Genomic DNA, 25,708 nt, shown 5'->3' on the forward strand with positions numbered 1-25,708 from the left:
GCTTTTTCTTTTGTTGGGGGCGCAACGCTGACCTGAAAGAAGGTAAGAACGCGCTTCAAGACTACCGTCGCTTGGCCAGCATCCGCGCAAAATCTACCACCAATGAGTATTCCGACTTAGACAGATCACGGAGGGCCTTGCGCAGCTCAGCCACATTGATTGCTTCCTCTGACAAATCAAGCTCAGAAGCCGGCAACATCGGGCCTTCTTCCGCCACCGCAAAAATTTCGGATACCCGGCATCCCAGTGCACTGGCTATTTTTCCAAGCATAGGAATAGAAGGCTGGCGGGATCCCTTTTCGATACGGGATAGATAGCCAGTATCTGTCTCTGCGGCGGTTGCCACCGAGTCCAGCTTAAGCCCTTTCTGTTTCCTGATTTTATAGATTGCGAGACCGATGTCCATCTGGACATTGTCTGTTTTGCATTGTCTCTCAGGCAGGGCCTTAAAGGCAGATTGTTATAATATCTTCCCTTGTGGCAGAATGATGATATATCTGTCTAGCGGTTTATTGGGACCGATATTTGTCCAGTGCAGCGAACAATTTACGAATCTATGTGCTTAGGGAATGACAGCATCATGCACCTCAAATTTCATAAAAATGGTCTTACCCGCGAAGTGAAAATCGGCTTTTCATGGACGATTTTCTTTTTCGGTTCCATCCCCTTGGCGTTCCGGGGGATGTGGGGCTGGTTTTTTGCAGTCTCCCTCGCCAACTGTGTGACCTTTGGCCTGTTCGGCCTCATCTTCGCGTTTATGGCCAACAAGAAATATGCGCACTGGCTTGCAGAAAAAGGCTGGACGGTATCGCCGGATGATGGCCAGTCGGCATTGCAAGCCTGGGGTATTCGAACCGTTTGGGAAACCTAAGCGACAAGCCGCTGATTTATTTGACCAACCCAAGGGACGATGGGTGCGTTTTGTTTATTTCGGTCGAAACGGTATAGCGGAGCGCTCCCCTTACAAACAAATGGAATGATGCATGAACAAATTTATTGTTATTACACTGAGTGTGCTGACTGGTATGGCTCGTGCCGAGTGCCCCGCTATTGATCTATTTGGTTGTGGGGCGAAAGCACAGGCTGCAGCAGAACAGGCAAAGCAGCAGGCCGATAATGAAAAGGTGTACCAGAACAAGCTGGAAAATGCCGTTGCGATCCGGATGGGGGATATGCAGGACCTGATGATTGAAAACAACGCAACGGATGCCTGCAAAGAAGAATTCTGGCCTGCGGGTGATACCTTCAAACGTTGCGTCGCGGATGTGGATACCGCTTATGACGCTCTCAAGCGTGATTTGGCGGCCGGAACACGAAAACCCAAAAACTGCCATGAATGGTCTGTCTCTGCAGGCCCGGATTGGGAGGCTGCACGGACGGACATGCAGGTGAACCCGCTGGGCAACAAGAAAAATCCCGTCATCTTCGGAGGCACTGTTGATGACGGCAATGAAGGCATTCTGATGGTTCGGCATGAGTCCACCAATGTCATCGTCAAAGTCGTGCCTGCTACGGTCGTTCTTTCTGATCTAAACATTGGAGGTCATGCTAGGGGCTACGGCATACAGGTGGGTAAACAATCGATTGAACTGGTCAGTGGTCGAATCACTACCGTTCCTGTCATCGAAGCCGCCTGCCTTCAGTAGCCAGTAACCGAACGCTACAAAACCTCGCCTACGGTAGCGCCGATGGCAATGCGCTGCACGAGTATGCGAAACAGGAGGTTTCCGGCAGCGTTAGCAATACCGCGCTAGCGGACAACACCAGCCAGACCATCCATGATGGCGGCAAGGCCAGTTCGAATACCCTATCCAATTCGGCTACACAGACCATCGAATCGGGCGGCATCGCCGAAGCCAATACGCTGTACGACGGGTCTTCCCAGACGATTAAGGACGGTGGCTCGGCCAGCAACAGCAATCTGTTCGGAACCGCCACCCAGATGCTTGAGGCTGGTGGTCGTGCCGATGCGACTGGTTTGAATGGTAGTTCCCAGCAGGAGGTCTTCGGCACAGCCGACAATACCTCGCTCACCGACGGTGCCACCCAGACTGTCCATGGAGACGACGTTGCCAACGCCAACACTTTATATGGCGGTGCCAGCCAGATCATCGAAGCGGACGGCTCGGCCAGCAATAACAATCCGTTCGGTTCCGCGAGTCAGACAGTCCTGACGGGTGCTACCGCCAATGGAAATGCGCTGAACAACGATGCCAGCCAAAGCGTGTCCGGCACTGTGGCCTACACGTCCCTCTCCGACAATGCCACACAGACAATCCAGGCTGGTGGCAGTGCTGATACGACCATGATGTACGGTGCCTCCGCGCAGACCATCGAAGCGGGTGGTTCAGCGGTCAACACCAACCTGTACGGCACATCGACCCAGATGGTCAACGCGGGCGGTGTCGCCGATGACAATGCGCTGCGTGTGAATGCCAAACAAGAGGTCTTCGGCACAGTCAGTGATACCTCGCTTGAAGATAGTGCCGTGCAAATCATCCACGACGGTGGCATGTCCATCTCGAATATGCGACCTATATCGGAAGAAACGGTAACTATGTGGATCTGGTGGCCAAGTACGGCTGGACATACGGAAACTACGGGGTGCTCGATACGGCCTTGACGTCGGTCAATGGCAATCTGGACACCACCGTGGCTTCGTTGTCGCTGGAAGTGGGTAAACGGATTTATCAGGACGCCATTAGTCGTGAAGGCTGGTTCGTCGAGCTCCAAGCTCAAATCAGTTACCTGCGCCAGGGTGGAGGCAACTTTGCCGCGTCGAACGGTCTGAACGGCGATATCGAGGCGGACAGCTCTACGCAAGGCCGGTTAGGTTTTGTAGCAGGGCGTGAGATCCACAATTCCGACAAGCCAGTGCAGATGTACGGCAAGCTCTCCTACATCAAGGAACTGAACGGCGACATGACATTTCGCCTGAATGGCACGCCCGTTACTGAAAGCATCGGATCGGCCTGGTGGTCGTACGGTGCTGGTGTCGCGGCCCAACTTGGCAAGTCCGTTGGTCTCTATGCAGATGTCACGCAGGCAACCGGCGCCAGCTTCACCCAGCAGTGGCAAGCGAACATCGGAATGAATGGACGCTTCCGAGTTGAACTTCGGCGCGGGCGACCGATTTCTGGTTCATACCGGAAGGGCGGATAACCCTTCTAGTACGCCAGGACGCTTTCATCAAACGCTCTCACCTCAAGCACGAACATTGTGCCAGGTGCTATACGGGACATGATTTAAGTGTATGTGTGGCACTCCGCCCTTGCCGGAATCTGTCATTCTTAATAGCAACAACAACGGCCACGATGAGAACATTGCAGTTTCATAACAGCACCCTTCATCAAACTTCAGATTGCAGCGTCGTCGAGCGCTTGGTGTGACCCTCCATTGCGTGTCCTGAAACTTACTTCCTGAGATCACCGCTAATCGGGAGTTACACCTATCCGGACTTGAGTTCCGCTTTCATAGTTTCTATGCCGATTATTGTCATCTACCCAGCCCTAGCGCACCTCAGGTAACGGAGGCATGTGACACCATGGAACCGATTCGCATCACTTACAGAATGCGCGACAAAGAGGAAACGTTTATCTATGACTTCGGAGCGGCAGTCTCCCCCGCCGAAGTGGATTCATTAGTACTGGAGGCGGTAATCCAGCATGAATTCCCCGAAGATTTAGCGCTTCGTCGGATCGTCGATTTCCCGCTCGGTGAACAGCCGATAAGGGACACAATTGAAACAGTGATGCATCGGTTTGCGTTGCATCACATCGAATACCAGATTGGTGAAAAACCCCAGAACATCCGGTCCAAACACCTTTTTCACTTGTAGAAAACACTGCCGTTTCATACAGCCCGCTACAGCGGCTTTTTTATATCGCACTGGTTATTGCCTGTGTGACTGACCGATCTGTGAGGTCGGCTCAATAACGGGGTAGGTTTACGATAACGAATAACTCGTGAGGTGCCTCAGGGGCAGGTATCCGTCGCATTGCAGCCGTTGATTCGCGGAAGTACGGACGACCGCTTTGGGCTGTGGATTCAACCGGTCGATGCAACACACTAGAACCTACGCAAGCAGGAGTAGTGTGGCACATGAAGCAGAGACAACGGATTTACTACACGGAAAGCCAGAAAGCGCTGATGTTGGATCGCTGGCAGCAGTGAAGGATGTATATACGGGATGCATCCAAGGGGGTATTCGAGGATGTATTCACCACATGTACCGAACATGTTCGCCCCACTGATCGAACATGTTCGGTTGCTACTGTAAAATGGGCGGCCGACTTGGTTGCGAGCACCGTCAATGCCTACACCATTGCGGTTGTTTCGTGCCACGACCTTGAGTTTTACTGCGTTGCTCACCCGCGATTCAGACCCCGGTTTACCCCGGTCGAGAGGGCTGGCGAGGGGAGCAAGCAATCCCAAGTTCCCACTCGCCAGCGCTGCCTGTCGGCTAGTTGATTTTGCGTTCCGCGTCGGCAACCAACTCGGCCAGCTTGTCCAGACATTCATCCAGGGTCACGCCTTCTACAGGAAATGACGCCTGCGGATACAGAGCTGCGAGTTGAAGTGCGCGAAACAAGGGGCCGCCCATAAAGCTGGGCTGGCCCCGCAACATGGAATCTTCCAGCCCGTGGGTAATGCTGATTTCCAGCACACCGTCGGATTCATCCAGCGCCGGGCGCTCGGCAAGCGCAACGTTGAGCAATTCGCAGCGCTGCGCCACGGTGGTGTGCATGTTGATCAGCGGTGCGGTGTTCCGCAGCAAATGGCCCAGCAACATGATGTGGCGATCCAGTTTCACTGCCTTACGGTTCATGTCTTCAGCGCAGCCAGCCCAGGCGCGGACCGAATCTACTGCGTTCGTAAACTCATACGCATACAGCTCGGCCTCGCGACGATTCTTCATCGCATCTGCGTTGAAATAACGGCTGGTGGCCTCAGCCGCCAGAATCGCCCGCTTGATTCCAACCAGCAGTGCGGCGGCGGGGATAAACAACATTTGCTGTTTGTAAGCGGCAGTTTTTTTATTCTCACGGCGATTGGCCATGATGGGTTCCTTTCTAAGATGCCAGGGATTTCTGGCACGGTCGGTGATCAAAGTTGATTCGGATATGGGGAAATACGGTAAAGCACCATCTGACATGCCAGCTGGTTCAAGGCGGAGGAATACCGGAAGCAATTTCTGCCTGGCGCAGGGTCGGGGCATGCAAACCGGTGGAACGGATGCCAGGACGCTTCGGCGACAGCTGCAGCGTGACCGGAGGAGTGATATGCCTCATCGCCTTCCCCCGCATCGCTGGCTGAACTCCTACACTAAAGATAGAAGTTGCTGATTCCGGCTCACCGAATGCGACCTCGACCAAAGCCGGTTCATGTACCCCTGCCAGCCCGCACGCGTTTGCCAGCGCGGCCAGGTTGGGTGCATTCCGGACCATCACGCGCAATTGGTGCAAGACATCGGCGGACAGCACTCCGGCACGCGTAACGTGCTTGACGATACTGTCCGCCAGGGGTGCCTTCTCCTCACGCGAGAATGTGGCGGGTTTAGAAAGACCGAAAGGCTTGCATACTTCGTCGTAGAAGCGCTTCTGCATCCGGGCCAGCTTGTGTTTGTTGCCAATGACCATGCTGCCCTGCAGGCGCCCATTCCTCAGCGGCACAAACAGCACATGGGCGTGAGGCGAGGTTTCATCGCGGTGCACAATTGCGGACAACATCGGGCAATCCAGCCAGCTTTCCAGCCACGTCATTGCCGCCTTGAAAAAGCGATCCTCGTCCGCCCGCAGCAGTGCTTGCTTGGGATCGATGACCACTTCAAACATTTGGATCAGATCCTTGCGCCAGACTTCTGCACGCTGATCCAGGATGAACTGGTTCATCAGCGCAATGATTTCCTCAGGCGTAGCGGGGCCGTACAACACCTGGTTCAGGTGGATGCGGGCAGGATCAATGCGGTCGCCGGGGCGGCCCTGCAATTCTGCGGCGATGCAACGCAGATTATGGCGGGCCGCGTTGAGGGGAGTTTGGGACGCTTTTGCACCCCCATTAATACGTGCGACCTCAAGATAAGCAGCCATAGTTACGCTGCCCCCGTCGCGCTGCTCTCCGCTTTCTGAGACAAGTAAATCCTGACTGCGCCTACTGAAAAGCGCGTGCAACGGGCAGACAAACGAATGGGACGAGGGAAAGCCGGGTCGGTCTTAATGTCGCGCCAGATCGTGGAAACACCACGCTCAAGATAGGCTGAAAGGGTATTGATACTGACCAATGCCGAATCTGGCAGGTCGTCAAATTGTTGCAAGAGGTTCAGGTTCATTGCGGGATCTCCCGGTTGTTGTATGACCGGAGAGATTCAACCGCCAAATCACGAGCCTGTTTTCCTCTTGGGACTAATGTCTGCCCAATGGGGCCGATGTCGTGCTCTTGTCTTCTGTTGTCTTATCCTTCACGGCTCTCATGCCATCGGACCAGCGCTTTCCCACATGCTTCCAGAGTAAATTCAGCCAGATCCAATTTTGTGGTTTGCCAGATCACTAATCGTTTTGCCCGGTTCGCACTTTTAAGGCATTCCACTTTGTCTTCGGCCCATGTATAGAGCAGGCGCATCACCTCTTGCGGAGACGCGCGGTCAGATGTTTGGCATTCGATTTCCCAGGCCGCCTTGATGGCCAGTTTTGTGATCTCATTTCTGCCGAGGTATCCTGGCGGTGTAACGGGTGGCGGGCGTTTTGGTAGTGGATGGTCTGTAGCCAGGTATTCACTTAACCAAGCGTCAAGTTCACTTTTGCTTAAAACGATCATTCGTAAAACGTTAGGGTTACAGTCTTTATCATTAAATACTTCACGCATCGCCGTCGTTGCTGCGATAGCTTCCCTGACAGGAGTGCGCCTTCGATCAACTTCAATGTTTATTGAGTATGAGTAACTCATCCTTTGAGAACGGTGGGTTACCTGTTCGTAGAAAGCAGGGAGCTGGCTTTGCAAGATGGCATTGGACAGTGCCTTTTTGATCTGTTGCGTTTGCCCATCGTCCCAAATCCCCTTTTTTTCCAATATTTGTACGAGGTCGCTGAAACTTACGAATTCCGTTGCGAATTGGTTAGTCATTGATCAGACCGACACGAAGCGATGTCAAGTTGCCCTGAGGCATCGGTTGTTCACAGAAAGAACACCAATCCGACATCATGCGAGTACGTTTTTCGAAAAGATCACCACGTCGGTACGCTGCTTCCACGGCGTCTCCAACCGTATGTGCCAGCGCCATTTCGGCAACTTCACGTGGGTAAGAGGTCATCTCTGCCGCCCAATCGCGAAACGTCGAGCGAAAACCATGAGTAGTTAAATCCTGACGCCCTAGTCGCCGAAGCAACATGAGCAAAGCCATGTTGGAAAGCGGCTTATCGTCCTTTTGGCCGGGAAAGACGAAAGTGCCATGCAGCTTTTTCGCTTCCAACAGGATGGCTTTGGCTCGTTCGCAAAGCGGAACACGATGAACTTTGCCTGCCTTCATGCGATGCGCTGGCACCGTCCACATGTTCATCGCCACGTCAATTTCATCCCATTTGGCGCCTAATACTTCTCCGGTGCGGGCCGCAGTCAGAATTGCAAACTCTAGCGCTTGGGCGGCCATACTTTCCTGCTGACGGAGCAATTTGATGAATGGTTCTATTTCCCGGAACGGCAGAGCAGGGTGATGATTGACCTTCTGGATTTTGGCACGGGATGGCAGCAGTTGGTCTAAATGACCGCGCCAGCGAGCTGGATTTTCTCCTTCGCGATATCCTCGGACGGTTGCCCATGCCAGAACAGATTCGATGCGGCCCCGCAAACGACTTGCTGTTTCCGCTTTCTCGTGCCAGATCGTCTCAAGGCATTTCATTACGAGCATTGTGTCAACATCGGCGACGGATAAAGACCCGAAAACAGGACTTGCATAACTATTCAAGGTGCTTTGCCACTGAAGGGCATGCTTGGCATTTTTCCAGCTGGCTTTATGCGCTTGAATGTAAGCCCCTGCACATTCATCGAAGGTAAGTGATCTGGCTGCTTGAAGTCGGCTAGCGCTAATCTTGGCTCGATGCGCATCAATGGGATCAATCCCCTGCAGGAGGAGTTGCCGGCTGGACAAAGCGTGCTGTCGGGCATTGGCCAGCGAAACGGTATGAGTGGCGCCAAGCCCCATTGCACGGGAATGCCCGTGAAGTGTGTAACGAAAAATCCAGCTTTTTGATCCCGACTTGCTGACTTGCAGCCAAAGACCACCCCCATCGCCGTAATATCCCGGCTCAACTTTGCGTGAAACCGCTAACGCGGTCAGTTTATGAAGTGTACGTGCCATGTTCTCTTCAACCCACGTTTCTACCCACATTTGTAGGTTGGATTCTACCGTGCTTCCTGAGAGGAAGAAAGATATAAAGTACTAGTAGGCTATTGTTTTAAAGGTATATTTAATCTGACGTGGGACTTTTTTGGAGCTATCCGAGGCGGACCCTCTCTCCGCCAGCAGAATTCAAGAACGGCGCGGCCTCAGGCTTGCGCCGTTTTTATTTGGCACACATTTGGCACAGAAAGCATCGATTCAAGCTTGTTTTTCTCTCTGCTTCGATCTGCCATGTCGATCCATCTTGAGTAGACCTCCAACAGCATTTTCATGCTGGTGTGCCCCATCTGCCGACTCACCCACATCGGGTTTGCCCCAGCCATCAAGTTCAGCGTCGCGAAGGTGTGACGCGTCTGGTAGGGCTTGCGGTACCTGATGCCGGTTTTCTTCATCACCTGAGTCCAGACCTTCCATAAGACCTGTGGAAAGCTGTAGGCTTCACCGGTGTTCGGATTGGTAAAAACCTCTTTGCCGCGTAGGTACGATTGCTCTCTTTGGCGTTGCAGCGCCGCGAGGGCCCGGCTGTTCAGTTCTACATCCCGAATGTTCCCGGTTTTTGTCCCCTTCACCTCCTGACCGACCTTGGCCCGCTTCACCCGGGCAAGATGCAGGTTCCAGTCAATATCCTCCCAGCACAGTCCCATCAGTTCGGATGTCCGCATCCCCGTAAAGAAAGCGAACTCGAACAGATTGGCATGCTGCGGTGACACCTCCCGAAACTTTGCGATGATCAGGTTTGCCTCTTCCAGGTTGAATGGATCAGGCGGTTCCTTCTGGCTCTTCACGTTCCTCAAACGCGCGGCCGGGTTGACTTCAATGAGCCCGTCAATGAAAGCCAGGTCAAATGGCTGCCGAATGACGGTGGCGGTGTTGTTCCGGCTCTTCATGCTTCCCCATTCAATGTTGCCGAGCAGGGCGGCCAGATCGCTGTACTTGATATCGCGAATCAACTGATCGCCAATCACCGGTAGAACATGGTGATTAAGGCGTTTCCGGTAATCATCCAGGGTGGACGATGCCAGATGCGAATTTGCTTGCATCCAGCGCGTTGCCACTTCCCGGAATGTTGGCCCAGATTTGGCCTGTCGCTGTTCCTCGGCAATCTTGCTGTCCGGAAAGAACGCGGCATAGTCGAACTGGCCAATGGCGATCAGCGTCTTGATCTCGTTGCGCAGCTTTGAGGCGTTTTTCAGATTCGCCGGGGTCGGGTCCATCTTCAGGGTTTCCCATTGGCGGGAACCCTTCCACATGAACCAGATCCTTATGCTGCTTTCGCGGGCGACAACACCTGGGAACTGTATCGTTGCCCCTCTACCCATTTTTCATATCCCTCCAAGTCGATTAACACATGCCTGTCCGGAGCGCGCCGGTAGTGGACGCCCTCTATCCAGACCCCTTCATGAATCTTGCTGCGTACAGCACGATCAGAACAAGGTAACCCAGCGCGTCAGCTTCCAGGCCGGTCAGAAACTGAGGATCGCTTGATGACCACGCCGCAAATCCAGATTGGCGCAGAGTCCCAGGGTGCAGCCGCCGCTATGGCGCCAGAAATGCTCACGGTGACGGATAGTGCAGGGCGCCAGATCGTCCTGAAAAAGCCGGGTGTACTTGCTCAGTACCGTGCAGTTGAAGCGATGGGTGCTTCAGCTGAAAACCGCGTGTACATGCAGATGGTGCTGCCGATCTTCTATGTCCAGATGATTGACGGTCTGCCGGTGGCCACGCCCTCCACCAAGCCGCAAATTGAAGCGCTGATCCAGCGTCTCGATGAGCATGGCCTGGCTGCGGTTATCGACGGCATGGCTCAGATGCAGCCGAAGTCCGAAGATGAACACAAGGATGCGGTAAAAGACTAGCCACCGGGCCCATCAGGGAATGTCTTTGGTTGATCCGGAACGGCATTCCCGCCGAGGTGGCTTTTGACATGCCGGATGCCCAGCGCGAGGCATGGTGCATCGTGTTTTCTGAGCTGGAAAGCGGGCGCGAGTTTGACTGGAATGCCTGGCAGTTCAAGGAGCCAAAAGCACCATGAAACAGCTATCCAGTCTAGGTGAACTGGCCGAAGTGTTCACCAAAAACACGCTTGGCATGATGGTCACCATGCAGGCCGGGCTTGAGAAAGCCGCTGTGGTCGTTGAAAAGGACGCAAAACAGCGCATTGGCGAATATCAGGAAGCGGAAGGACCGTTTCCTGCATGGGCCGAGCTATCTGATTCAACCAAAGAGGATCGGGCAAGACAGGGATACACCGAGAATGACCCGCTTTTACGGTCAGGTGACCTGCAGCGTTCGATCGAGCATGAAGTGGGATACACCGAGGCGGTGATCGGCTCGAAGTCGCCTGTCGCGGCGTACCAGGAGTTTGGCACTTACCGCATTCCGCCGCGGCCCTTTCTCGGGCCCGCTGCATTCCACAACAAAAAGCGCATACAACGCATTCTTGGCGCGGCCATGGTCAGCGGCCTGGTTGGTGGCTCCCCGGTTCATGCACTGCTTGGGTACGACGGTGATGTCTAGCTGAACAGCGAAGCTACGATGACGTAGCACAGAAAGATGCCACAACCCAGAAAGAACAGGCCGATAAAGAGGCCAAGTATGCTGAGCTGAAGAATGGCAATCCGTTGCAATAGCGGCATTTGATATTTGAATCGGAGCCGTTCTATCGGCTGGCGCGGGATATGCATCTGGCGAGGGTACTGCACCCAGCCGGTTTTATCGGCCAGCCACTCCTGGAAGCGGTACCGCAAAGGAATTGTGGACATGTTTGAAGCCTATGAAGTCGCAGTTAAGCTGAAGCTGGTGGACCAGTTTAGCGGCGTAATGGGCATGGTAGTAAATCGCCTGACCAGTGCAAACCACTCCGCTACCGAATTGCAAAAAAAGCTGGATGGCATCGCCCGTACATTCAAGACCGGGCTGCTTGTGACCGGAGCCGGCTTTGGCATGGCCATGGCGCTGAAGGCCGCCACCAACGAGGCGGTGAAGTATGAGCAGCAACTCAACCGACTCAAGGCGTTGAACCTCGGTAGTGCAAATACTAACCATCTTGCCGACCGAGCCGCACAGATTGCCCGTACCACCAAGGGTATGAGCTATACCGAGTCGCTGAAGTTGATGACGGAAGCTCAGTCCATCACCGGCAACGTTGAGCACACCCTTGATCTGGCGCCAGTGCTCGCCAAGATGCGTTTCGGCATGGAAACGTACATGTCCAGCGGTGGCAAAGGCGAGGGGCATGGAGCCCAGGCTGAACGCCAGTTTATGGACGTGGTGAAGGTCATGGAATTGCGCGGGCTGATGCGCAATTTCAACGAGGACAAACTGAACTCCCTCGCGGATCTGTTTGTGAAGAACTATGCCGCATCTGGCGGCCAGGTGAAGCCCAGCGACTTCCTGGCAATGATGAAAACAGGCGGTATTGCCTCGAAAGGCATCAATGAAGATTTCATGTTTGCCTTAGGGCACATGATGCAGGAAAGCGGCGGCAACCGATCCGGTACCGCGCTGATGAGCACCTACCAGAACCTGATTGCCGGGCGCACGACGCAGCAGGTTGCCGAGCAACTGCAGAAATATGGCCTCCTGAATCCAGGCTCCATCGAATACGGCACTACTGGGCACATCAAGAAAATCAAGCCAGAAGCACTCAAGCAAACTGAGATGCTGATGGCGAACCCGCTGGATTACCTGAACAACGTCATCCTGCCGGCGCTGGCCAGCAAGGGTGTAGACATCAACAACCAGAATCAGGTGTTGATGAAGTTGAACCAGTTGACCAGTAACCGGACGGCGTCCAACTTTCTCGGCCAGTTGTACATGGACCGCACACCGCTGGCGAACTACGTCAAGCAGGCCCATGGTGCAATGGGCGTCAACCAGTTGTATGACCAGAGCGCCAACTCTGTGGTTGGCAAGGAAATCGACCTCCGGGCCAAGTTGCTCAACCTTGAGAAGACCCTGGGTGATGCCGCGTTGCCGATCCTGGTCAAAGCGCTCGAAACACTTGTGCCGCTGGTGCAGGAATTTGGTGCCGCACTGGAAAAGCATCCGACCTTGATCAAGGCGGTGATGTTCGGTTTTGCTGGCCTCGCCGCTTCGATGATGGTGGCAGGGCCGTTGATGATGCTGACTTCTGGCTTTAAGGCTGTTGGGCTGGCAGTTTCCGTGCTGAATGGTGGTGGCGTTGGCGGTTTGCTGACGCTGGCTGGCTCGCTTACCAATATCTCCAGCCTGATCATGAAGATCGGTGCAATGGGTGGTGGCCTTGGCGCAGCCGCAATGGTGACCGGCGCTGGCTTGGGCGGTTATGCGGTAGGCACAGCCATCTACAACAACATGAAAACCGAGGACCAGGACGCCATTGGCCGCACCATCGCGCGCGGTCTAGCCCTGTTCGGCAGCAAGGACGCTGAAGAAGCTTTGGCGGCAGAACGCAAAAGTGGCTACGTGCAGCCCAAAGCAGCGCCAAACCCGCTTCAGGTTACAGTTCCGGTGCACATCGACGGCAAGAAGGTTGCCCAAGTCATGTCGCCATATCTTGCCGCCCAGACGGGCCGGGCAATGAGCGGCGGCGCGCTGGACGGCAATCTGATGGTGCCTATGCCAGGAACAAATTGATCTTCATGTTGCGGTTACATTTCGAAGTCCATGCCTTTATCGCGGCTGCGGCCAATGGACCTTGTCATTGTGTGCTGTTGTGTTAACTGACGGGTGAGCACCAGATGATGCTCGTAGTCTTCGAGTGTATGCACCTCAACGACGTTGTTGTCATTGTCCAGCCCGATCACTGATTGAAGTTGCTTCATGCCGAACCCACCACCTGAGTCTGGTGGGTTCTTATTTTTGAACGCGGTCAGCTTGACCAGATAGTTATCAAACGCGGCTTTATCTGTGCCGTGATTAAAGAACTCTTTCCACTTCTGGAATGGCACTGCCCGGGAGAAATAGGTGAGCGCGCTCAAAGCAAAATTGTTGTCTTCGGTCATATAGCCATAGACAAGCAAGTGATGGCTGTCAGAGCCACGCAGTGTAGCTGCGGCTGTGGCGTAGTCTGTGTATTTCTTGGCTTCTGAACCGAGAGAGTCTTCGTCTTTCTTGAACTCTACAAGAAACCACTTTTTACCGAATGCGCCAACCAGATCACCAGCACGCTCTTCGTCACCATCCAACGGTGCAAAGAATGAGCGTGCGTTCTCTGGTGCTACTCGGTGCAACATCAGAATGAAAGCGTATTCGACTGTCTTTTCCCACCATTTCTTGTTGTTACTACTAGTCATGTTTGAACTCCTGATTAGGGAGCACACATTTTGTAGGAATGACAAGTAAAAATGAATTCAGCCAGAATTGGCAGTTGCGCGATGGTAGTTATTCAAGGTACCTAAAATGAGCCAGACGACTCTCCAACTCGGCGATTTCGTGTTTCAGGACATGGAGATCCCCGAGTCAATTCCGTATGGGATTGAGCAGCGGCTGGCGATCAAGAAGCTCCCTGGTGGTGTTCGCGTTATCGACGCCTTGGGCCCGGATCCGGCACCGTTGGAATGGTCAGGTACCTTTTTTGCGCTACCCGGGTTTACCGCCAAGCAACGCGCTGACCAGATTCAACAGATGACGACAGCCGGCCTGCCGGTTGATCTCATCTGGGATGACCTGTTTTACACGGTGGTGATCAGGAGCTTTGTTCCTGATTACCGCCTGGCGCACATTCCGTACAAGATTATTTGCGAGGTGCTGCTTGATCGCACCTCTGATTTCTCGTTTCTTGCAGAGCCGGCCCCGGGCCCTGACGAGCTGATCACTGATGATCTGAACAGTGCAAATACGCTGAGCAGCAGCATTGGCGATAGCACGCTGTCTGGCTTGATGGCGACGGTTTCCAGCGCAGTCGGACAGGTCAACACGTTCGTGAATGCCACGCAAAGCACGATCAACAGCGTGCTTCTGCCGGTGCATGCAGCAGCAACCCAAGTCGCTTCGATGATCGCCACTGTGGACAACACACTGGCAAGTTATGGCGTTCCCGGTGGCGTGCTGCCATCAGCATCCACTGCAGCCAATATCGCCACGCTGACCAGTTGCATTGATTCGGCCAACTTGCAGACTTCGCTGACCCAGTTGCAGGGACTATTGGGGCGCATGTCGACCAACCTCGGCCAGATCAACTCCAGCGTGCGGACGGTCACCGTCAGCGGCGGCAATCTGTACGACATCGCTTCGAAGGAATATGGCGACCCGACGGCCTGGACGATCATTGCCAACGCTAACGGGCTCCGTGATCCGACACTGAGTGGCGTGAATACCCTGGTGATTCCCCCGTATAACAACACCACTGCAGGCGTACTGACACAATGACCTACCCATTCACCCAGCCGCTGGGGCGCACGCCTCGGGGCGTGGTGAAGCTGACCGAGAACAAGCAGTATAACGGCACGCCGCAATATGGCTATTTCACGGTGGTGGTGAACGATGGCACGGGTAACCCATCATCTACAGTGCTCAACGCGGTAGCCAATGCCGTTGACGCTGTGCGGCCGCTGGGTTCCAGCTTTGGGGTTCACGGCCCGGTGGTAGTGGCAGCAGCGGTTGCCATGACGATCACCACTGCTGCCGGCTATGTGCATGCCACTGTCGCCGCTCAGGTGCAGGCCGCCATCGTGGCGTATATCAACAGTCTGCAGTTGGGGCAAACGCTTTATTTCTCGCGCCTGACCCAGATTGCGTTTGATGCCTCCCCGGGCGTTGCGAGCGTGGTCAGCGTGACCCTGAATGGCGGGACTGCCGACCTGACCGCATCGGCTCAACAGGTCATTTCGACCAACTCCGGATCTGTGGTGGTGAGCTGATGGCGACAGGTGATACTCAAGACATCCTGTCGAGATTGATGGGCTATCTACCGCGCGGCTGGTTCGGCTCAAACTCTCCCATCATCACTGCGCTGATGACGGGTATCGCGGCAGTCTATGCGCCGATCTACGCCATGGTGATTTTCTTCCAGGCACAGACCCGGCTTCAAAGCTCGTCGGGTGGCTGGATCGACCTGTTTGCAGCGGATTTCTTCGGTAACACACTGCCGCGTAACCTGAATGAGACGGATCAGGCATATATCACCCGGATCCAGTTGAACTTGCTGCAGGAGCGGGCTACGCGGCCGGCAATGGTCAAGGTACTGACGAACCTGACCGGCTTCGCGCCGATCATCTTTGAGCCGATGAACCCGGCAGACACCGGCTGCTACAGCTCAGGCGCGCCTGGCTTCTACGGCGTGGCCCGTTTCGGTTCGCTTGCGGCGCCGTTCTCAGCCCTGATCACCGCATACCGGCCCAAGGCATCAGGCGGAAACCTCGGCGCTGCCTATATGAATGCCGCAGCATGGTCGGCGTTTTCTACGCCGCTGTCGCACGGCTATTACGGCTCCCTGGCGGACGAAACAACGTCAGTGAGCGATCAGGCCATTTATGACGCCATTAACCTGACCCGGCCAATCGCCACCAATGTGGGTGTTGCCATTCTGAATCACCCCTGATTTCCATCACGCATGAACCAACAGCCCGCCATTGAGCGGGCTTTTTTTATGGGAACACCATGGATCGTCCGCTTACATACGTCGGCTCCCAAGTCTATGAATGGGTAGACAGCGCTGCAGCGCAGTTTGCAATGACCGCGCTGGCAAAACTGACCTCTGCCATGTTTGGCACCAGCACCACCGTCAATGGCCTGGCGGCTGCGCCCACGTCTCCGGCCACCATGGCCATCAACATCGGACCGGGCGAGATTTACCAGCTGGCCCAGCTGGAGGCGACGGTAGCCGGCACGCTGCCCGCTGATACTACGCACCAGATCATGAAGCAGGGGGTGCAACTCAACACGGTCACCACGGCCACCTTTACGCCGCCAGGCACTTCCGGCCAGTCAATCAATTATCTGATCGAGGCGCAGTATCAGGATCAGGATGTCAGCATTGACCCCACCACTGGCAACAGCCCTGTGGTGATCCAGTTCTACAACGCTGCCAATCCGGCGACGCCGTGGTCTGGCCCGAACAACTCCGGCAGCTCGTCCAATACGTTCCGCAAGGGGGTTGTGGCGCTGCAGGTCAAAGCGGGCACGCCGGCCACGACTGGCAGCCAGGCTACACCTGCGCCTGACAGCGGCTGGGTAGGGGTGTGGGTTGTCACTGTGGCGTTCGGTCAAAGTACGGTCGTTGCCGGCAACATCAGCCAGTACGTCGCTGCGCCGATCCTGCCTACCGCACTGCTGCCCTCGGTAATCAGTGGCAACCTGACCTTTGGTACCGACAATGGCTCTGCCAACGTTGTGCAGGCCACTTTCCCGATTCCAATCACCAGCCTGACCGACAACATGGAGCTGTGGGTGAAGGTCAAGGCCAACAACAGCGGCGCCACGACCTTTACTCCGAACCTTGGCGTGATCGCCGCGGCCCCTGTTGTGGGAGCGGCCCATGCAGCGCTGCAGGGCGGTGAGCTGGTCGCCAGCGGCCGGGCGTTGTTCGTCTACCGTGCAGACATCACCTCCTGGGTGCTCGCAGAGTGCACTGGCGGCGCGCAGCAAGTCGCACAGGCCACCGCGAGCAGCCAGGCCGTGCAGTTCGGGCAGGTGTCAGGCGTCGCGGGCCAGGTCAGGAACTTGGTGCTGAACCAGACCGCTGCTGCGGCGACGGCAACTGTCACCGCTGATGAAATCATCGTAGAAACGGCGCTTGGCGGCCTGCGGTACTGCCTCGCCAATTTCAATAAGTCGGTGAACCTGGCAACGACTGGCGCCGGCGGCATGGATACCGGCAGTGCGCCGGTTTCCGGCTTCGTCGGGCTGTATGCGATCTATGGCACGGCCGGCACTGCGCTGCTGGCGGTGAACGCGACGAGTTCCGCTCTGCCGACCATCTATGGCGGCGCAAACATGCCTGCAGGATATACCGCATCGGCGCTCATTGCGGTGGTTCCGACCAACGCCAGCAGCCAGATCGTGGCGTGCGTAGTGCAAGACCGAGACGTAACCATTGGTTCGGTCACCGCTCTTTCGACCGCGACACCGCAAAGTTCGTTTACCTCGCTGTCGCTGCCGATTCCGCCCAATGCAAAGAATGTTTCGCTGAACACCAACACGACCAGCACATCCGCAGGCGCAATAGCGGTTTGGCAGATCGCTACCACGTCTAACGCTCTGGGGGGGGTTGTGTCTCAGATTCCAACGGCAACGGGGTATGCGGCATCAAATTCGATCATCAGGTTGATGGTGTCCGTCGCCAAGACGGTCTATTACATCGCGACAGTGAGCGCTGGTACACCAGCTTTCCAGCTCAATATCACCGGCTACACCTTCTGAAGGAACTGGCATGATCATCTACGTTCAGTATGCTGACAGCACAAAGGCAAAGATCACTGCCTATTTCGCTGCACCGCAAGACGCCGAGGCATACCCGAATCAAGGCGAAACGGACACGTCTGATCCACTCTGGAAGAGCTATTACGACGGCTTCCCAGCATCAATGCAGGCCAACCTGCCCGCGCCAATGGCTAGCTAATCAAGTTACAATGCCCCGGCAATTGAATGGGCCGGGGCATTGCAAACGGCAAAACAAAGATCAGAAATTGGCCAAGGTTAGAGTTAAATGAAGTCCCAAGCCGCGCTGGATATCGTTTCAGAAAAAAAGCCAAGATCAGAAGAAATTGACCTTGCTAAAGGGCTGCTCACCATATCGATGGTGTTTACCCATGTCGTTCAGTTTCTTGGCCATGGCGATAGTCTCTTCCAGTTCTATTTCTGCACCCTGACCAATGTTGGCGCGTTCCCCGGGTTCTACTTCTTCTTCGGATTTGCCGCCTGGCGCGCGTACCTTGGCAAAGAAAAGACCCCAGTAACGGCAGTGTTCTGGACCGCTTTCAAGTGCTATCTCGCCTTCGTAATATCCGGCGTTTGTTTCCTGCTGCTCTATTCAAAACAGCCATTTGGCGGGGATTTGGTCTGGTCAGTTGTATTGCTGCAGAAAATTCCAGGGTACTCAGAGTTTTTGATTACCTTTGCCTTTTTGCTGGTGACGGCAGTAGCGTGCAAACGCCTGATTGTTAAAGCCACAAACTCATATATCCCATTGCTTATCACGTCAGCAGTACTGATCTCGGTGTCGTTTTTTCCAAGAGACGCGGGTCAATCTTTCCTGCCGGAATATCTCTGGGAGATTGCGCACATTTGGGCCACCGGGCATGGTTTTGTTGTGTTGCCATTTTTTGGCTATTTCCTTGCTGGTGCTTATTTTGCTCGGCATGAGCCAAAAATACCGGAATGGGTGTTTGGTGTATCGCTGGCATTGATCAACATATTTATTGGCCTGTGGGTTTACGGGTACCATCCTTCAAGATTTCCTGTTTATCCGCCCTGGATTTTGTGGGGAATCCCGGTTGTCTATGCCTACTACTGGCTCGGCCGCTTCATCGCCCAGCGCGGCCCGGCGCCAGTGAAAACATATCTGAACCTGGTCGGCCAGAACGTGCTGCTCTATTTGCTGATCAGTAACGTGATCCTCTTCACCATCACCGGCAACAAGATCGTAGACGGCGTGGACTGGCAGCACATGTACATCCCGTTCCTGGTGATCATGGCGACAGTCCTGTTTTTGCAGAAGATCACCGTCAAGCCCCGCGCATAAGCTGCGCACGCCCAACAAAACAAGCCCCCATCTGGGGGCTTTTTTCATTTCTGGAGTCCTGATGTCCCAAACGGAATTGCTGCTGTCAGCAGTCACCGGGCTGCTCAGCGTATTGCTGACCATCATCGGCTGGCTGGCGGTGACGCTTTACAACAAGCATGAGCGGTTGCGTTCCGACCATGAAGCGTTGCGCGTGGAGGTGGCTCGGGATTACCTGGCCAAGAGTGAGTTGCGAGAAGTGTTTGCTGACTTCAAGGACGACATTCACAAGCTGATTGGCGAACTGAAAGAAGACCTTCGCACATCCATGTGGCAGGACCGCCGCCACGCTACTGAACGCCGGCACGGGGACTGACCATGATTCTGAACCTGATGATTGCCGAGCTGCGCCGCGATGAAGGAGTGAAGTACACCCGATATCTGGACACGAAGGGCATCCCCACTACCGGAGTCGGCCACAACTTGCAGGCCAAGCCGCTGCCGCCCGGGTGGACTTACCCACTGAATGACACCCAGGTAAACCAGCTGCTGAGCACTGACCTGCAGGACATCTTTTCCGGGCTCGATGCCAGGCTGCCTTGGTGGCGCAAGCTCGACGAAGTGCGCCAGCGGGTAATTACCAATATGGCATTCAACCTCGGCGTGGATGGGCTGATCCAGTTCAAGAACACGCTCGCCGCCGTGCAACGCGGTGACTATACCGCTGCGGCCAATGGCATGCAGGCTAGTGCCTGGTTTGTGCAGGTTGGCGCGCGGGCCCAGCGGCTGGTGCAGGCCATGCAAACCGGCGTGATGCCTGCTGCCTAGCAATACTCCCCAACAAAGCGAAAGCCCCGAACTGTGTCGAGCAGTCGGGGCTTTCTTGTTTCCACCCTCTGCAGAACCAGAAGGGAGAAGTTGATTGAATTATAAACGCTTTTTCATGAGGTTGACTATGCAAAACGGCCTTGAAGTAAGTGCGCCATCTTCCAGTGAACTTCTGCGTGCCGCAGCTTTTGCGATTCGCCTTGTTTCTGCTGGATTGACCGTCTGGATGATTGTTCACGCTATCCGCTGGTGGTGAAAATGGCAGAATCATTGCAGACCTTTGACCTGATCGATCTGGCCAAATACACCAAGGAAGGCCAGTACTCCCCCACCGCATCCAAAGACTTCCATCTGTTCTACGTGGGCCGTGACAACGTCCACGAGATCCTCAAACACGTGCTTTCCAGGGTGTCGGTCTCGCTCTACCTGAACATGTTCGGCTATGACGATGACGAGCTGAACGACTTGGTGATGGACATCGTTCATAACCCTCAAATCACTTGCCTGATCACCCTGGACAAGTCGCAGGCCGGCGGCGTGCATGAAAAGAAGTTGTTGGACTCGGATGCCGCCAAAGACCCGGTAGGCTTCAATACCCACTTTGTCATCGGCCAGTCCGCTACACACCAGATCAGTCATACCAAGGGCTTTGTCGCCGACGGCAAGGTGGCGGGCGAAGGCTCGACCAACTGGAGCAATTCCGGTGAGGGCACCTTTGTGCTGAAGGGTCAGGCCGGCGGCACCGGCTACAAGGCACAGAACAACACGCAAACCATTTTCACCGACCCTGACGCGGTGATGCGCTTCCAGAACGAACTGATCGCGGAGCATATCGCTGCGCATCGCATGCCGTACACCTCTTTCCGGGCAGGCTGGCGCTGGATATGCGAAAACAATGGACTTAAAAACCACCTCAAGGGCGGTTGGGCCAGGGGGCCGAGTGTTCTTCTTTTGTCTGCCAGAACCAGAAAAGCTATCCTCTAGTCTTTCGTGTGTGTATTTACTTGGTACGGCTCCATATAACAGGGTGGTTGTCTTAGATGAAAGTTATGTCAAAAAAAATAGTTTTTACCAAGCTCCTGATTTTTGTTTTCTTCCTTATTTCGGTTGTTGTTTTTGCGTTAGGGAAGGACGCAATACAGTTTGATCGTATGGGGGATGCCGCGATATTTGAGCAGGTTATTGAAAGTGCTCATGCAGGAAAAGGCGGGTATTCTGCTGTCTTCGCAGCAACGCAAAATTTCATTGATCGGGGATATGCTTCCATTTCTTATTCTCGGCTTTTGCAGGAGCAACTAATTCCTGCTCCAGTTTCCCCCCGGGACATGATGCATTTTCATGCGTATTGGTTAATGTTTCTGATTTCCCCACTTCTATATTTTTTTTCAAGCTCGTTATTACTTGTCACTGTCCAGACAGTTGCTTACGGTGGTTTTGTCCTGATGAGTGGACTCTTGGTATTTCGTCAGACCCAGAGGGCCATTCCAGCAGTTATTTTTGGAACGGCGGTGCTGGTTTCTCCTGTTGTTTTAGGGGGGGTATTAGGGCAGTTTTATCCAGATCGCCTTTTTCTGGTGCTAGGTTTTATACTGTGCTGGGTCGTCTATTTCGGTCACCACTCTTTGAAAGTAGTGGCCGTCTCGGTGTTTGTGGCGTTGTTGAATGAGCGGGCAGCATTGATTGGCGGTTTTGTTTTAGTGATCATGCCATTATTTAGCACCGAATCGCGACTCGATTCACGGCAGAAGCATCTTTTCATCGGGCTTGGCGTGATGTTGCTTGCTTACGCATGGTTAGTCAGGAAGTTATGGATTAACAATTTTTATTATCAGCACTTTTTGCCAGACAGCTTTGAAAGCATTAAAGTCCTTCTGGGATATCCTGGCTATGTTGAAAATGGCATCACGTTTTTGGTTGTTAATGCGATCTTTCTAGGCTTGGCCTGCATTAATTGGCGTTGGGTTATATTGCCGATTATTGTTATGGCACCAAATCTGCTCGGCAATATAGGTGGTGCAGAAAAAACTGGATGGCTTACGCATTATCATAGCTACTATTTTCCAATAGTGGTTTTTTTTGCGGGTATTGGTTTTTCCAGGTTGATCGAAAAGCGGGAGAAAATTTGGCAAATCTTTCTCGCCGGATTGGTGTTTGTTGGTATTTTTCTGATTTCGCGTTGGCAAATTGGGGTTGGTCATTTGCCAGGGCCGTCTTTTCTTGTTCAACCAATCCAGATGTTCCGATCCCGTATAGAAGGTGCACCTACGGGTTATGAAATCAGGAAAGAAGCTATTGCGATGGTGCCAGCTGGTAGCTTTGTCTTGGCTGAGGAAGGGGGTATAGCCTTACTTGTGAATCATGTCCGGCTGGATCGTTTTCCGGTTAACATCGACCGGGCGGACTACCTGTTCTTAGGTTGTAATCTGCTTGCGGAGCAACCCAACGGGAGTTCAGCGCCCGCAATTGGGTCACTCGTGAGGGAAAAAGGGTTTAGCACCGTACCACTGAAGCAATTGCCGGCGCTTGGCTTATGTCTTTACGGTCGACAGAGTTCACCTGTTTCTACCGAGACGGTCTTGGTCAAATAGTGAGAGCCACTGTGGATATTCAGGCTGTAAAAAGATGAAGTCATGGTGTATTTCGTGACGCAGAAGCTAGACATAGCGCTAAGCCGCTAGAAAAAAGCCGCTGTTTCCAGTGGCTTCAAGCGGTACACATACGGCTAAATTCTGTCGCCGGGGTTCGAATCTCCCTCTCGCATTATCGAAAAAAGCCCTGATTGATTCGGGGCTTTTTTCATTTCAGCCGTTCGTGGCGTGTCTGGCAGGGTTTGGCTTGAGTTGAATTGGCCGGGCTTCACTTCCCGCTCGCAATCCTGCTCGTCATTTCCGCCACACTGGCTGCCTGGCTCCAGATGCACCGGCACTTCCTCGTCTGGTCGTGATGGCCGGTTCCCTGTCCATATGCCCCCCTTTCTGCGTCCCGATTCATCCGCCACCGGCCGCATACTGGTAAAGCCTCGGATGCCCCAAGTCCGGCGTATTGCTTCTTCCTGTTGTAGAGCGTTGTTTCCAGAACGCCGATCTTGCGGCTGAACCCGGCAAAGGTCGTACCCGGCTTGGGCTGGCGCTGCGCCAACGTGATTGGTGCTGCCGGATATTTCGACGTTTTCGTAGCTATGCGCTTGGCCGCGAAGGTGTCCAGTCCAGCGGCAACCTGACCCAAAAGATGGCTGGCAAGGGCAGGGGGGTGCGGCGCAAAGGGTCGGACTGCCACGGTGTTCACGGGGGCCCAGCTTGCCGTGCCGAAACATGCATGGGCCGCTTTGCCCAATGTAAATGCTTCGTAAAGTAACCAGATTGTCACGGTACGTACATTTGCCGCTGTCACAATCCGCGGCGCGTTACTGACCCACGAGGAAGTAACTGTTTTGATCCGGTAAAGATGCAGATCAGCCGCGCCGGTTTGGCCAGGATAACAAGCTCCAGGTCGATCATGTCGTGACGACTTATAAACAACCCACTCCCCTAGAGCATCGTGAAAAAAACTCTCAACTTCCTGATCCCGGCGATCCTGGCCGCCAGCCTTGGTGCGTGCGGCGGTAGCGATGGTGGTAACACCAGCACCAGCGCGCCTGCTGATAACGGCAGCGTGCCTGTCGATAGCAAAATCCCTGCGCTTGCCTTTGCCGACCCGCAAAGCACGTGGGATCTGAACAACTATACGCAGACCGGCAGTTTTGCCCTGCAAGTGGGTACCGGTACTAACCTGTTGAACGCTGAAGCATCTGGCGTGACTTACGATAAAGATACCGATTCGCTGTTTGTGATTGGCGATGGTGCTACCTCGGTCGTGCAGGTCGCCAGGACGGACGGTCATGTCATCGATTCCATGACCCTCAACGCCAGTGACTTCCAGGATACGGAAGGCATCACCTATGTGGGTGGTGGCAAGTTTGTGCTGATCGAAGAACGGCTGCGGCAGGTTGATCTGTTTACTTATGTGCCAGGAGGCACGCTGCATCGCGCAGACGTGCAATCCGTCAAACTGGGCACAACCGTGGGTAACGTGGGGATCGAAGGGGTGACTTTCGATACCAAAACCGGCGGTTATGTCGCGGTGCGCCAGTCGCAGCCGACCAGCATTTTCCAGGCCGCGATCAATTTTGCCAACGGTTCGGCAACGGCTTCGGATGGCACGCCTATCCTGCCGACCACCGACAATCCGCCGGTGATGTTTGATGCCGCCAAGACGGGGCTCTCGGCATTCAACGATGTGTTCTCGGTCTCCAATATCGTGCCGAACACGGCCCCGGATTACGACAACGTCGTCATCATTGGCGCGCCGGATGGCCGCATCGTCAAGATGGATCGCGCTGGCAACCTGATATCTAGCCTGTACATGAGCGCCACCGCTCAGAATGAGGGCGTGACCATGGGGCCGGATGGGACCATTTACGCGGTGGGTGAACAGGCCGCCGGGCCCAGCCTGCCAGGGCTGACCATTTTCAAGCCAACCACCAGCACATCCAATGTCGGCATTGGCAGTAACCTCTATCTGACATTTGACCAGGCAGTGCAGGCCGGGACGGGCAATCTGGTCCTGAGCAACGGTGCGGGTGATACGCGTACCATCGCCGTCGCAGATCCCGCGCAAGTGACCTTCAATGGCAGCGTGATGAAGGTGCATCCGAAGTTCTACATGGTGGCCGGCACGACCTACCACCTCACCTGGCCGGCGGGTGCAATCAAGACCGTCGCGGGGACCAATACGGCTGCTGTCACTGATCCGTCCACGTTCTCGTTTACCACCATCGGAACGGTTGACCAGACCGCGCCGACCCTGACCAGCACCGCACCGGTCAACGGCGCGACCGGGATCACGGGCAGTCATTTCTCCATGTCGTTCAATAAGGTGGTGCAGGCGGGCACGGGCAACATTGTGATCAGCAACGGTTCGGATACCCGCAACGTCTCCGTCAACGATACAACGCAGGTCAAGTTCAACGGTGGCCGGGTGACGGTGACCTTGACGACACCGCTGCAAGATAGCGCGCATTACACCGTGCAACTGGCCAGCGGCGTGATTACCGACCTGTATGGCAACGCCTTTGCCGGTCTGACAGAGAGCTTTACTACTGCGGCGGCCGGTGCACCGGCGCCAACCGTGTTGATCTCGGAAGTGAACTCCAACGCCGATGGCGGTCAGGACTTCTTTGAAATCTATAACTACGGTAGCGCGGCGATTGATCTGACCGGGTGGAAGTGGGGCGATAACCACGCCGACGTCACCGATGCCAATAACAGCGCGGCATTTGTAGCCGGCACGATCCTGGCTCCGGGTGAGCATCTGGTGGTGGTCTCTGGCGTGCCGGTGACCGATGCAGCCACCTTCCGTACCACCTGGGGTCTGGCGAACACGGTTCCGGTGGTTGCCATGCTGAACGTCAATAACGATCCAGCCAACCCGATCGGTCTAGGCAAGGGTGATGCCGTGATCGTGTATGACGCCAACGGTAATGTCGCTGCAGCGATGAACTACGGTACGCCGATCAGCGCCACGCAAGGCGATGGGACGCTCAAATTGATCCCGACAGCGACGGGTGCAGATCCGACCTTGGTCGCCGCAAGCAACCATGCGGGTGCAGTCTTCGTCGGTGGCAATGCCAAAGTCTCTGCCGTGTGGGATACCGTGTCGACCACGACGCCCAACTATGTTGAGGCTGCAGTGGGGGTCCGTGGCGGCTTTGCGGAGCCGGCCAAACCCGCCTCGATTGGTTCGCCTGGGCAGTAACGCCAGGGCCGTTGTGCCGCAGATGCAATCCAGAAAACCGTCCGACCATGTCG

At 54.8% G+C, this 25,708-nt stretch carries 30 protein-coding genes and 1 pseudogene; 22 read left to right on the plus strand and 9 right to left on the minus strand.

Annotated elements, in window-relative coordinates:
* Window positions 1-61 precede the first annotated feature (61 nt).
* On the minus strand, window positions 62-406 hold the full coding sequence (locus HNQ50_RS01490) for a helix-turn-helix domain-containing protein (RefSeq protein ID WP_184096830.1): 345 nt from the start codon (window positions 404-406) through the stop codon (window positions 62-64).
* Window positions 407-580: 174 nt separating this feature from the next.
* Between HNQ50_RS01490 and HNQ50_RS01495 the strand changes: the two genes are divergently transcribed.
* The 6 genes and pseudogenes from HNQ50_RS01495 (at window position 581) to HNQ50_RS01515 (ending at window position 3,838) form a co-directional block, all read left to right on the plus strand.
* Entirely contained in the window at window positions 581-871 is a 291-nt protein-coding gene (locus tag HNQ50_RS01495) for an HrgC protein (protein ID WP_184096832.1), read from the plus strand.
* A 112-nt stretch (window positions 872-983) separates the two neighbouring features.
* Window positions 984-1,646 carry a hypothetical protein gene (locus tag HNQ50_RS01500; protein WP_184096834.1) on the plus strand — a complete coding sequence of 221 codons (663 nt, stop codon included), beginning with the start codon at window positions 984-986 and terminating at the stop codon, window positions 1,644-1,646.
* 128 nt (window positions 1,647-1,774) lie between these two features.
* Window positions 1,775-1,891 (plus strand): annotated as a pseudogene (locus HNQ50_RS22530) (hypothetical protein); the annotation flags it as partial.
* A gap of 51 nt (window positions 1,892-1,942) precedes the next feature.
* Window positions 1,943-2,623 (plus strand): hypothetical protein, encoded by a 681-nt coding sequence (locus HNQ50_RS01505; RefSeq protein ID WP_246428525.1) that lies wholly within the window; start codon window positions 1,943-1,945, stop codon window positions 2,621-2,623.
* Window positions 2,569-3,162, plus strand: a complete 594-nt coding sequence (locus HNQ50_RS01510) for an autotransporter outer membrane beta-barrel domain-containing protein (RefSeq protein ID WP_308419123.1) — start codon at window positions 2,569-2,571, stop codon at window positions 3,160-3,162. The genes HNQ50_RS01505 and HNQ50_RS01510 overlap by 55 nt, the downstream gene beginning before the upstream one ends.
* A 382-nt stretch (window positions 3,163-3,544) precedes the next feature.
* On the plus strand, window positions 3,545-3,838 hold the full coding sequence (locus HNQ50_RS01515) for a hypothetical protein (RefSeq protein WP_184096838.1): 294 nt from the start codon (window positions 3,545-3,547) through the stop codon (window positions 3,836-3,838).
* Window positions 3,839-4,462: 624 nt separating this feature from the next.
* Here HNQ50_RS01515 and HNQ50_RS01520 read toward each other — a convergent pair.
* From HNQ50_RS01520 to HNQ50_RS01545, 6 genes are all read right to left on the minus strand, one after another.
* Window positions 4,463-5,155, minus strand: a complete 693-nt coding sequence (locus HNQ50_RS01520; RefSeq protein WP_184096840.1) for a hypothetical protein — start codon at window positions 5,153-5,155, stop codon at window positions 4,463-4,465.
* 10 nt (window positions 5,156-5,165) lie between these two features.
* Window positions 5,166-6,089: a plasmid recombination protein gene (locus tag HNQ50_RS01525; protein WP_184096842.1), complete on the minus strand. Its 924-nt coding sequence runs from the start codon at window positions 6,087-6,089 to the stop codon at window positions 5,166-5,168.
* A 2-nt stretch (window positions 6,090-6,091) separates the two neighbouring features.
* Window positions 6,092-6,328, minus strand: coding sequence for a helix-turn-helix transcriptional regulator (locus HNQ50_RS01530; RefSeq protein ID WP_184096843.1), 237 nt, complete (start codon window positions 6,326-6,328; stop codon window positions 6,092-6,094).
* 122 nt (window positions 6,329-6,450) lie between these two features.
* Window positions 6,451-7,119 (minus strand): hypothetical protein, encoded by a 669-nt coding sequence (locus HNQ50_RS01535; RefSeq protein WP_184096846.1) that lies wholly within the window; start codon window positions 7,117-7,119, stop codon window positions 6,451-6,453.
* Window positions 7,112-8,350: a tyrosine-type recombinase/integrase gene (locus tag HNQ50_RS01540; RefSeq protein WP_184096848.1), complete on the minus strand. Its 1,239-nt coding sequence runs from the start codon at window positions 8,348-8,350 to the stop codon at window positions 7,112-7,114. Before HNQ50_RS01540 ends, HNQ50_RS01535 begins: the two co-directional genes overlap by 8 nt.
* Before the next feature lie 188 nt (window positions 8,351-8,538).
* On the minus strand, window positions 8,539-9,711 hold the full coding sequence (locus tag HNQ50_RS01545) for a tyrosine-type recombinase/integrase (protein WP_184096850.1): 1,173 nt from the start codon (window positions 9,709-9,711) through the stop codon (window positions 8,539-8,541).
* A gap of 165 nt (window positions 9,712-9,876) precedes the next feature.
* Between HNQ50_RS01545 and HNQ50_RS01550 the strand changes: the two genes are divergently transcribed.
* Genes HNQ50_RS01550 through HNQ50_RS01560 form a run of 3 tightly spaced genes read left to right on the plus strand, consistent with a single transcriptional unit; the run spans window position 9,877 to window position 10,909 of the window.
* The gene (locus HNQ50_RS01550; protein WP_184096852.1) at window positions 9,877-10,248 is read left to right on the plus strand and encodes a hypothetical protein; all 372 of its coding nucleotides are present in this window, start codon (window positions 9,877-9,879) and stop codon (window positions 10,246-10,248) included.
* 29 nt (window positions 10,249-10,277) lie between these two features.
* Window positions 10,278-10,424 carry a hypothetical protein gene (locus HNQ50_RS01555; protein WP_184096854.1) on the plus strand — a complete coding sequence of 49 codons (147 nt, stop codon included), beginning with the start codon at window positions 10,278-10,280 and terminating at the stop codon, window positions 10,422-10,424.
* Complete coding sequence (locus HNQ50_RS01560; RefSeq protein ID WP_184096856.1) at window positions 10,421-10,909, plus strand: HK97-gp10 family putative phage morphogenesis protein; 489 nt, start codon at window positions 10,421-10,423, stop codon at window positions 10,907-10,909. Before HNQ50_RS01555 ends, HNQ50_RS01560 begins: the two co-directional genes overlap by 4 nt.
* On the opposite strand, the gene HNQ50_RS01565 is transcribed toward HNQ50_RS01560, so the two are convergent.
* On the minus strand, window positions 10,906-11,154 hold the full coding sequence (locus HNQ50_RS01565; protein ID WP_184096858.1) for a hypothetical protein: 249 nt from the start codon (window positions 11,152-11,154) through the stop codon (window positions 10,906-10,908). The two genes, HNQ50_RS01560 and HNQ50_RS01565, sit on opposite strands and share 4 nt — an antisense overlap.
* Between HNQ50_RS01565 and HNQ50_RS01570 the strand changes: the two genes are divergently transcribed.
* On the plus strand, window positions 11,153-13,009 hold the full coding sequence (locus HNQ50_RS01570) for a phage tail tape measure protein (protein WP_184096860.1): 1,857 nt from the start codon (window positions 11,153-11,155) through the stop codon (window positions 13,007-13,009). The two genes, HNQ50_RS01565 and HNQ50_RS01570, sit on opposite strands and share 2 nt — an antisense overlap.
* A gap of 14 nt (window positions 13,010-13,023) precedes the next feature.
* On the opposite strand, the gene HNQ50_RS01575 is transcribed toward HNQ50_RS01570, so the two are convergent.
* Window positions 13,024-13,668, minus strand: coding sequence for a hypothetical protein (locus tag HNQ50_RS01575; protein ID WP_184096862.1), 645 nt, complete (start codon window positions 13,666-13,668; stop codon window positions 13,024-13,026).
* A gap of 106 nt (window positions 13,669-13,774) precedes the next feature.
* Between HNQ50_RS01575 and HNQ50_RS01580 the strand changes: the two genes are divergently transcribed.
* The 12 genes from HNQ50_RS01580 to HNQ50_RS01635 all read left to right on the plus strand — a co-directional run bounded on the left by HNQ50_RS01580 (window position 13,775) and on the right by HNQ50_RS01635 (window position 25,655).
* A complete protein-coding gene (locus HNQ50_RS01580) occupies window positions 13,775-14,743 on the plus strand; it encodes a LysM peptidoglycan-binding domain-containing protein (protein WP_184096864.1) in 969 nt (322 codons plus the stop codon).
* Window positions 14,740-15,234, plus strand: coding sequence for a baseplate J/gp47 family protein (locus HNQ50_RS01585; RefSeq protein WP_221302943.1), 495 nt, complete (start codon window positions 14,740-14,742; stop codon window positions 15,232-15,234). The genes HNQ50_RS01580 and HNQ50_RS01585 overlap by 4 nt, the downstream gene beginning before the upstream one ends.
* Window positions 15,234-15,914 carry a UCP028438 family phage-derived protein gene (locus HNQ50_RS01590; protein ID WP_184096866.1) on the plus strand — a complete coding sequence of 227 codons (681 nt, stop codon included), beginning with the start codon at window positions 15,234-15,236 and terminating at the stop codon, window positions 15,912-15,914. The genes HNQ50_RS01585 and HNQ50_RS01590 overlap by 1 nt, the downstream gene beginning before the upstream one ends.
* Before the next feature lie 59 nt (window positions 15,915-15,973).
* Entirely contained in the window at window positions 15,974-17,734 is a 1,761-nt protein-coding gene (locus tag HNQ50_RS21860) for a hypothetical protein (RefSeq protein ID WP_221302944.1), read from the plus strand.
* 10 nt (window positions 17,735-17,744) lie between these two features.
* Complete coding sequence (locus HNQ50_RS01600) at window positions 17,745-17,933, plus strand: hypothetical protein (RefSeq protein ID WP_184096868.1); 189 nt, start codon at window positions 17,745-17,747, stop codon at window positions 17,931-17,933.
* 87 nt (window positions 17,934-18,020) lie between these two features.
* Window positions 18,021-19,055, plus strand: coding sequence for a hypothetical protein (locus HNQ50_RS01605; RefSeq protein ID WP_184096870.1), 1,035 nt, complete (start codon window positions 18,021-18,023; stop codon window positions 19,053-19,055).
* Between the two features lie 61 nt (window positions 19,056-19,116).
* Window positions 19,117-19,410 (plus strand): hypothetical protein, encoded by a 294-nt coding sequence (locus tag HNQ50_RS01610; RefSeq protein WP_184096872.1) that lies wholly within the window; start codon window positions 19,117-19,119, stop codon window positions 19,408-19,410.
* A 2-nt stretch (window positions 19,411-19,412) separates the two neighbouring features.
* Window positions 19,413-19,862 carry a glycoside hydrolase family protein gene (locus tag HNQ50_RS01615; RefSeq protein WP_184096874.1) on the plus strand — a complete coding sequence of 150 codons (450 nt, stop codon included), beginning with the start codon at window positions 19,413-19,415 and terminating at the stop codon, window positions 19,860-19,862.
* Between the two features lie 94 nt (window positions 19,863-19,956).
* The gene (locus tag HNQ50_RS01620) at window positions 19,957-20,118 is read left to right on the plus strand and encodes a hypothetical protein (protein ID WP_184097955.1); all 162 of its coding nucleotides are present in this window, start codon (window positions 19,957-19,959) and stop codon (window positions 20,116-20,118) included.
* Between the two features lie 2 nt (window positions 20,119-20,120).
* Complete coding sequence (locus HNQ50_RS01625; protein WP_184096876.1) at window positions 20,121-20,846, plus strand: phospholipase D-like domain-containing protein; 726 nt, start codon at window positions 20,121-20,123, stop codon at window positions 20,844-20,846.
* Window positions 20,847-20,902: 56 nt separating this feature from the next.
* Entirely contained in the window at window positions 20,903-22,450 is a 1,548-nt protein-coding gene (locus HNQ50_RS01630; protein WP_184096878.1) for a DUF2079 domain-containing protein, read from the plus strand.
* A 949-nt stretch (window positions 22,451-23,399) separates the two neighbouring features.
* Window positions 23,400-25,655, plus strand: a complete 2,256-nt coding sequence (locus tag HNQ50_RS01635; RefSeq protein ID WP_221302945.1) for an SdiA-regulated domain-containing protein — start codon at window positions 23,400-23,402, stop codon at window positions 25,653-25,655.
* Window positions 25,656-25,708 lie beyond the last annotated feature (53 nt).

The sequence above is a fragment of the Silvimonas terrae genome, assembly GCF_014202765.1.
Lineage (GTDB): Bacteria > Pseudomonadota > Gammaproteobacteria > Burkholderiales > Chitinibacteraceae > Silvimonas > Silvimonas terrae.

What these genes read in the sequence shown, in the direction of transcription:
- HNQ50_RS01490 (WP_184096830.1), bottom strand. Translation starts at nt 406, where the DNA reads ATGGACATCGGTCTCGCAATCTATAAAATCAGGAAACAGAAAGGGCTT.
- HNQ50_RS01495 (WP_184096832.1), top strand. Translation starts at nt 581, where the DNA reads ATGCACCTCAAATTTCATAAAAATGGTCTTACCCGCGAAGTGAAAATC.
- HNQ50_RS01500 (WP_184096834.1), top strand. Translation starts at nt 984, where the DNA reads ATGAACAAATTTATTGTTATTACACTGAGTGTGCTGACTGGTATGGCT.
- HNQ50_RS01505 (WP_246428525.1), top strand. Translation starts at nt 1,943, where the DNA reads ATGCTTGAGGCTGGTGGTCGTGCCGATGCGACTGGTTTGAATGGTAGT.
- HNQ50_RS01515 (WP_184096838.1), top strand. Translation starts at nt 3,545, where the DNA reads ATGGAACCGATTCGCATCACTTACAGAATGCGCGACAAAGAGGAAACG.
- HNQ50_RS01520 (WP_184096840.1), bottom strand. Translation starts at nt 5,155, where the DNA reads ATGTCAGATGGTGCTTTACCGTATTTCCCCATATCCGAATCAACTTTG.
- HNQ50_RS01525 (WP_184096842.1), bottom strand. Translation starts at nt 6,089, where the DNA reads ATGGCTGCTTATCTTGAGGTCGCACGTATTAATGGGGGTGCAAAAGCG.
- HNQ50_RS01530 (WP_184096843.1), bottom strand. Translation starts at nt 6,328, where the DNA reads ATGAACCTGAACCTCTTGCAACAATTTGACGACCTGCCAGATTCGGCA.
- HNQ50_RS01535 (WP_184096846.1), bottom strand. Translation starts at nt 7,119, where the DNA reads ATGACTAACCAATTCGCAACGGAATTCGTAAGTTTCAGCGACCTCGTA.
- HNQ50_RS01540 (WP_184096848.1), bottom strand. Translation starts at nt 8,350, where the DNA reads ATGGCACGTACACTTCATAAACTGACCGCGTTAGCGGTTTCACGCAAA.
- HNQ50_RS01545 (WP_184096850.1), bottom strand. Translation starts at nt 9,711, where the DNA reads ATGGGTAGAGGGGCAACGATACAGTTCCCAGGTGTTGTCGCCCGCGAA.
- HNQ50_RS01550 (WP_184096852.1), top strand. Translation starts at nt 9,877, where the DNA reads ATGACCACGCCGCAAATCCAGATTGGCGCAGAGTCCCAGGGTGCAGCC.
- HNQ50_RS01560 (WP_184096856.1), top strand. Translation starts at nt 10,421, where the DNA reads ATGAAACAGCTATCCAGTCTAGGTGAACTGGCCGAAGTGTTCACCAAA.
- HNQ50_RS01570 (WP_184096860.1), top strand. Translation starts at nt 11,153, where the DNA reads ATGTTTGAAGCCTATGAAGTCGCAGTTAAGCTGAAGCTGGTGGACCAG.
- HNQ50_RS01565 (WP_184096858.1), bottom strand. Translation starts at nt 11,154, where the DNA reads ATGTCCACAATTCCTTTGCGGTACCGCTTCCAGGAGTGGCTGGCCGAT.
- HNQ50_RS01575 (WP_184096862.1), bottom strand. Translation starts at nt 13,668, where the DNA reads ATGACTAGTAGTAACAACAAGAAATGGTGGGAAAAGACAGTCGAATAC.
- HNQ50_RS01580 (WP_184096864.1), top strand. Translation starts at nt 13,775, where the DNA reads ATGAGCCAGACGACTCTCCAACTCGGCGATTTCGTGTTTCAGGACATG.
- HNQ50_RS01585 (WP_221302943.1), top strand. Translation starts at nt 14,740, where the DNA reads ATGACCTACCCATTCACCCAGCCGCTGGGGCGCACGCCTCGGGGCGTG.
- HNQ50_RS01590 (WP_184096866.1), top strand. Translation starts at nt 15,234, where the DNA reads ATGGCGACAGGTGATACTCAAGACATCCTGTCGAGATTGATGGGCTAT.
- HNQ50_RS21860 (WP_221302944.1), top strand. Translation starts at nt 15,974, where the DNA reads ATGGATCGTCCGCTTACATACGTCGGCTCCCAAGTCTATGAATGGGTA.
- HNQ50_RS01600 (WP_184096868.1), top strand. Translation starts at nt 17,745, where the DNA reads ATGATCATCTACGTTCAGTATGCTGACAGCACAAAGGCAAAGATCACT.
- HNQ50_RS01605 (WP_184096870.1), top strand. Translation starts at nt 18,021, where the DNA reads ATGAAGTCCCAAGCCGCGCTGGATATCGTTTCAGAAAAAAAGCCAAGA.
- HNQ50_RS01610 (WP_184096872.1), top strand. Translation starts at nt 19,117, where the DNA reads ATGTCCCAAACGGAATTGCTGCTGTCAGCAGTCACCGGGCTGCTCAGC.
- HNQ50_RS01615 (WP_184096874.1), top strand. Translation starts at nt 19,413, where the DNA reads ATGATTCTGAACCTGATGATTGCCGAGCTGCGCCGCGATGAAGGAGTG.
- HNQ50_RS01625 (WP_184096876.1), top strand. Translation starts at nt 20,121, where the DNA reads ATGGCAGAATCATTGCAGACCTTTGACCTGATCGATCTGGCCAAATAC.
- HNQ50_RS01630 (WP_184096878.1), top strand. Translation starts at nt 20,903, where the DNA reads ATGAAAGTTATGTCAAAAAAAATAGTTTTTACCAAGCTCCTGATTTTT.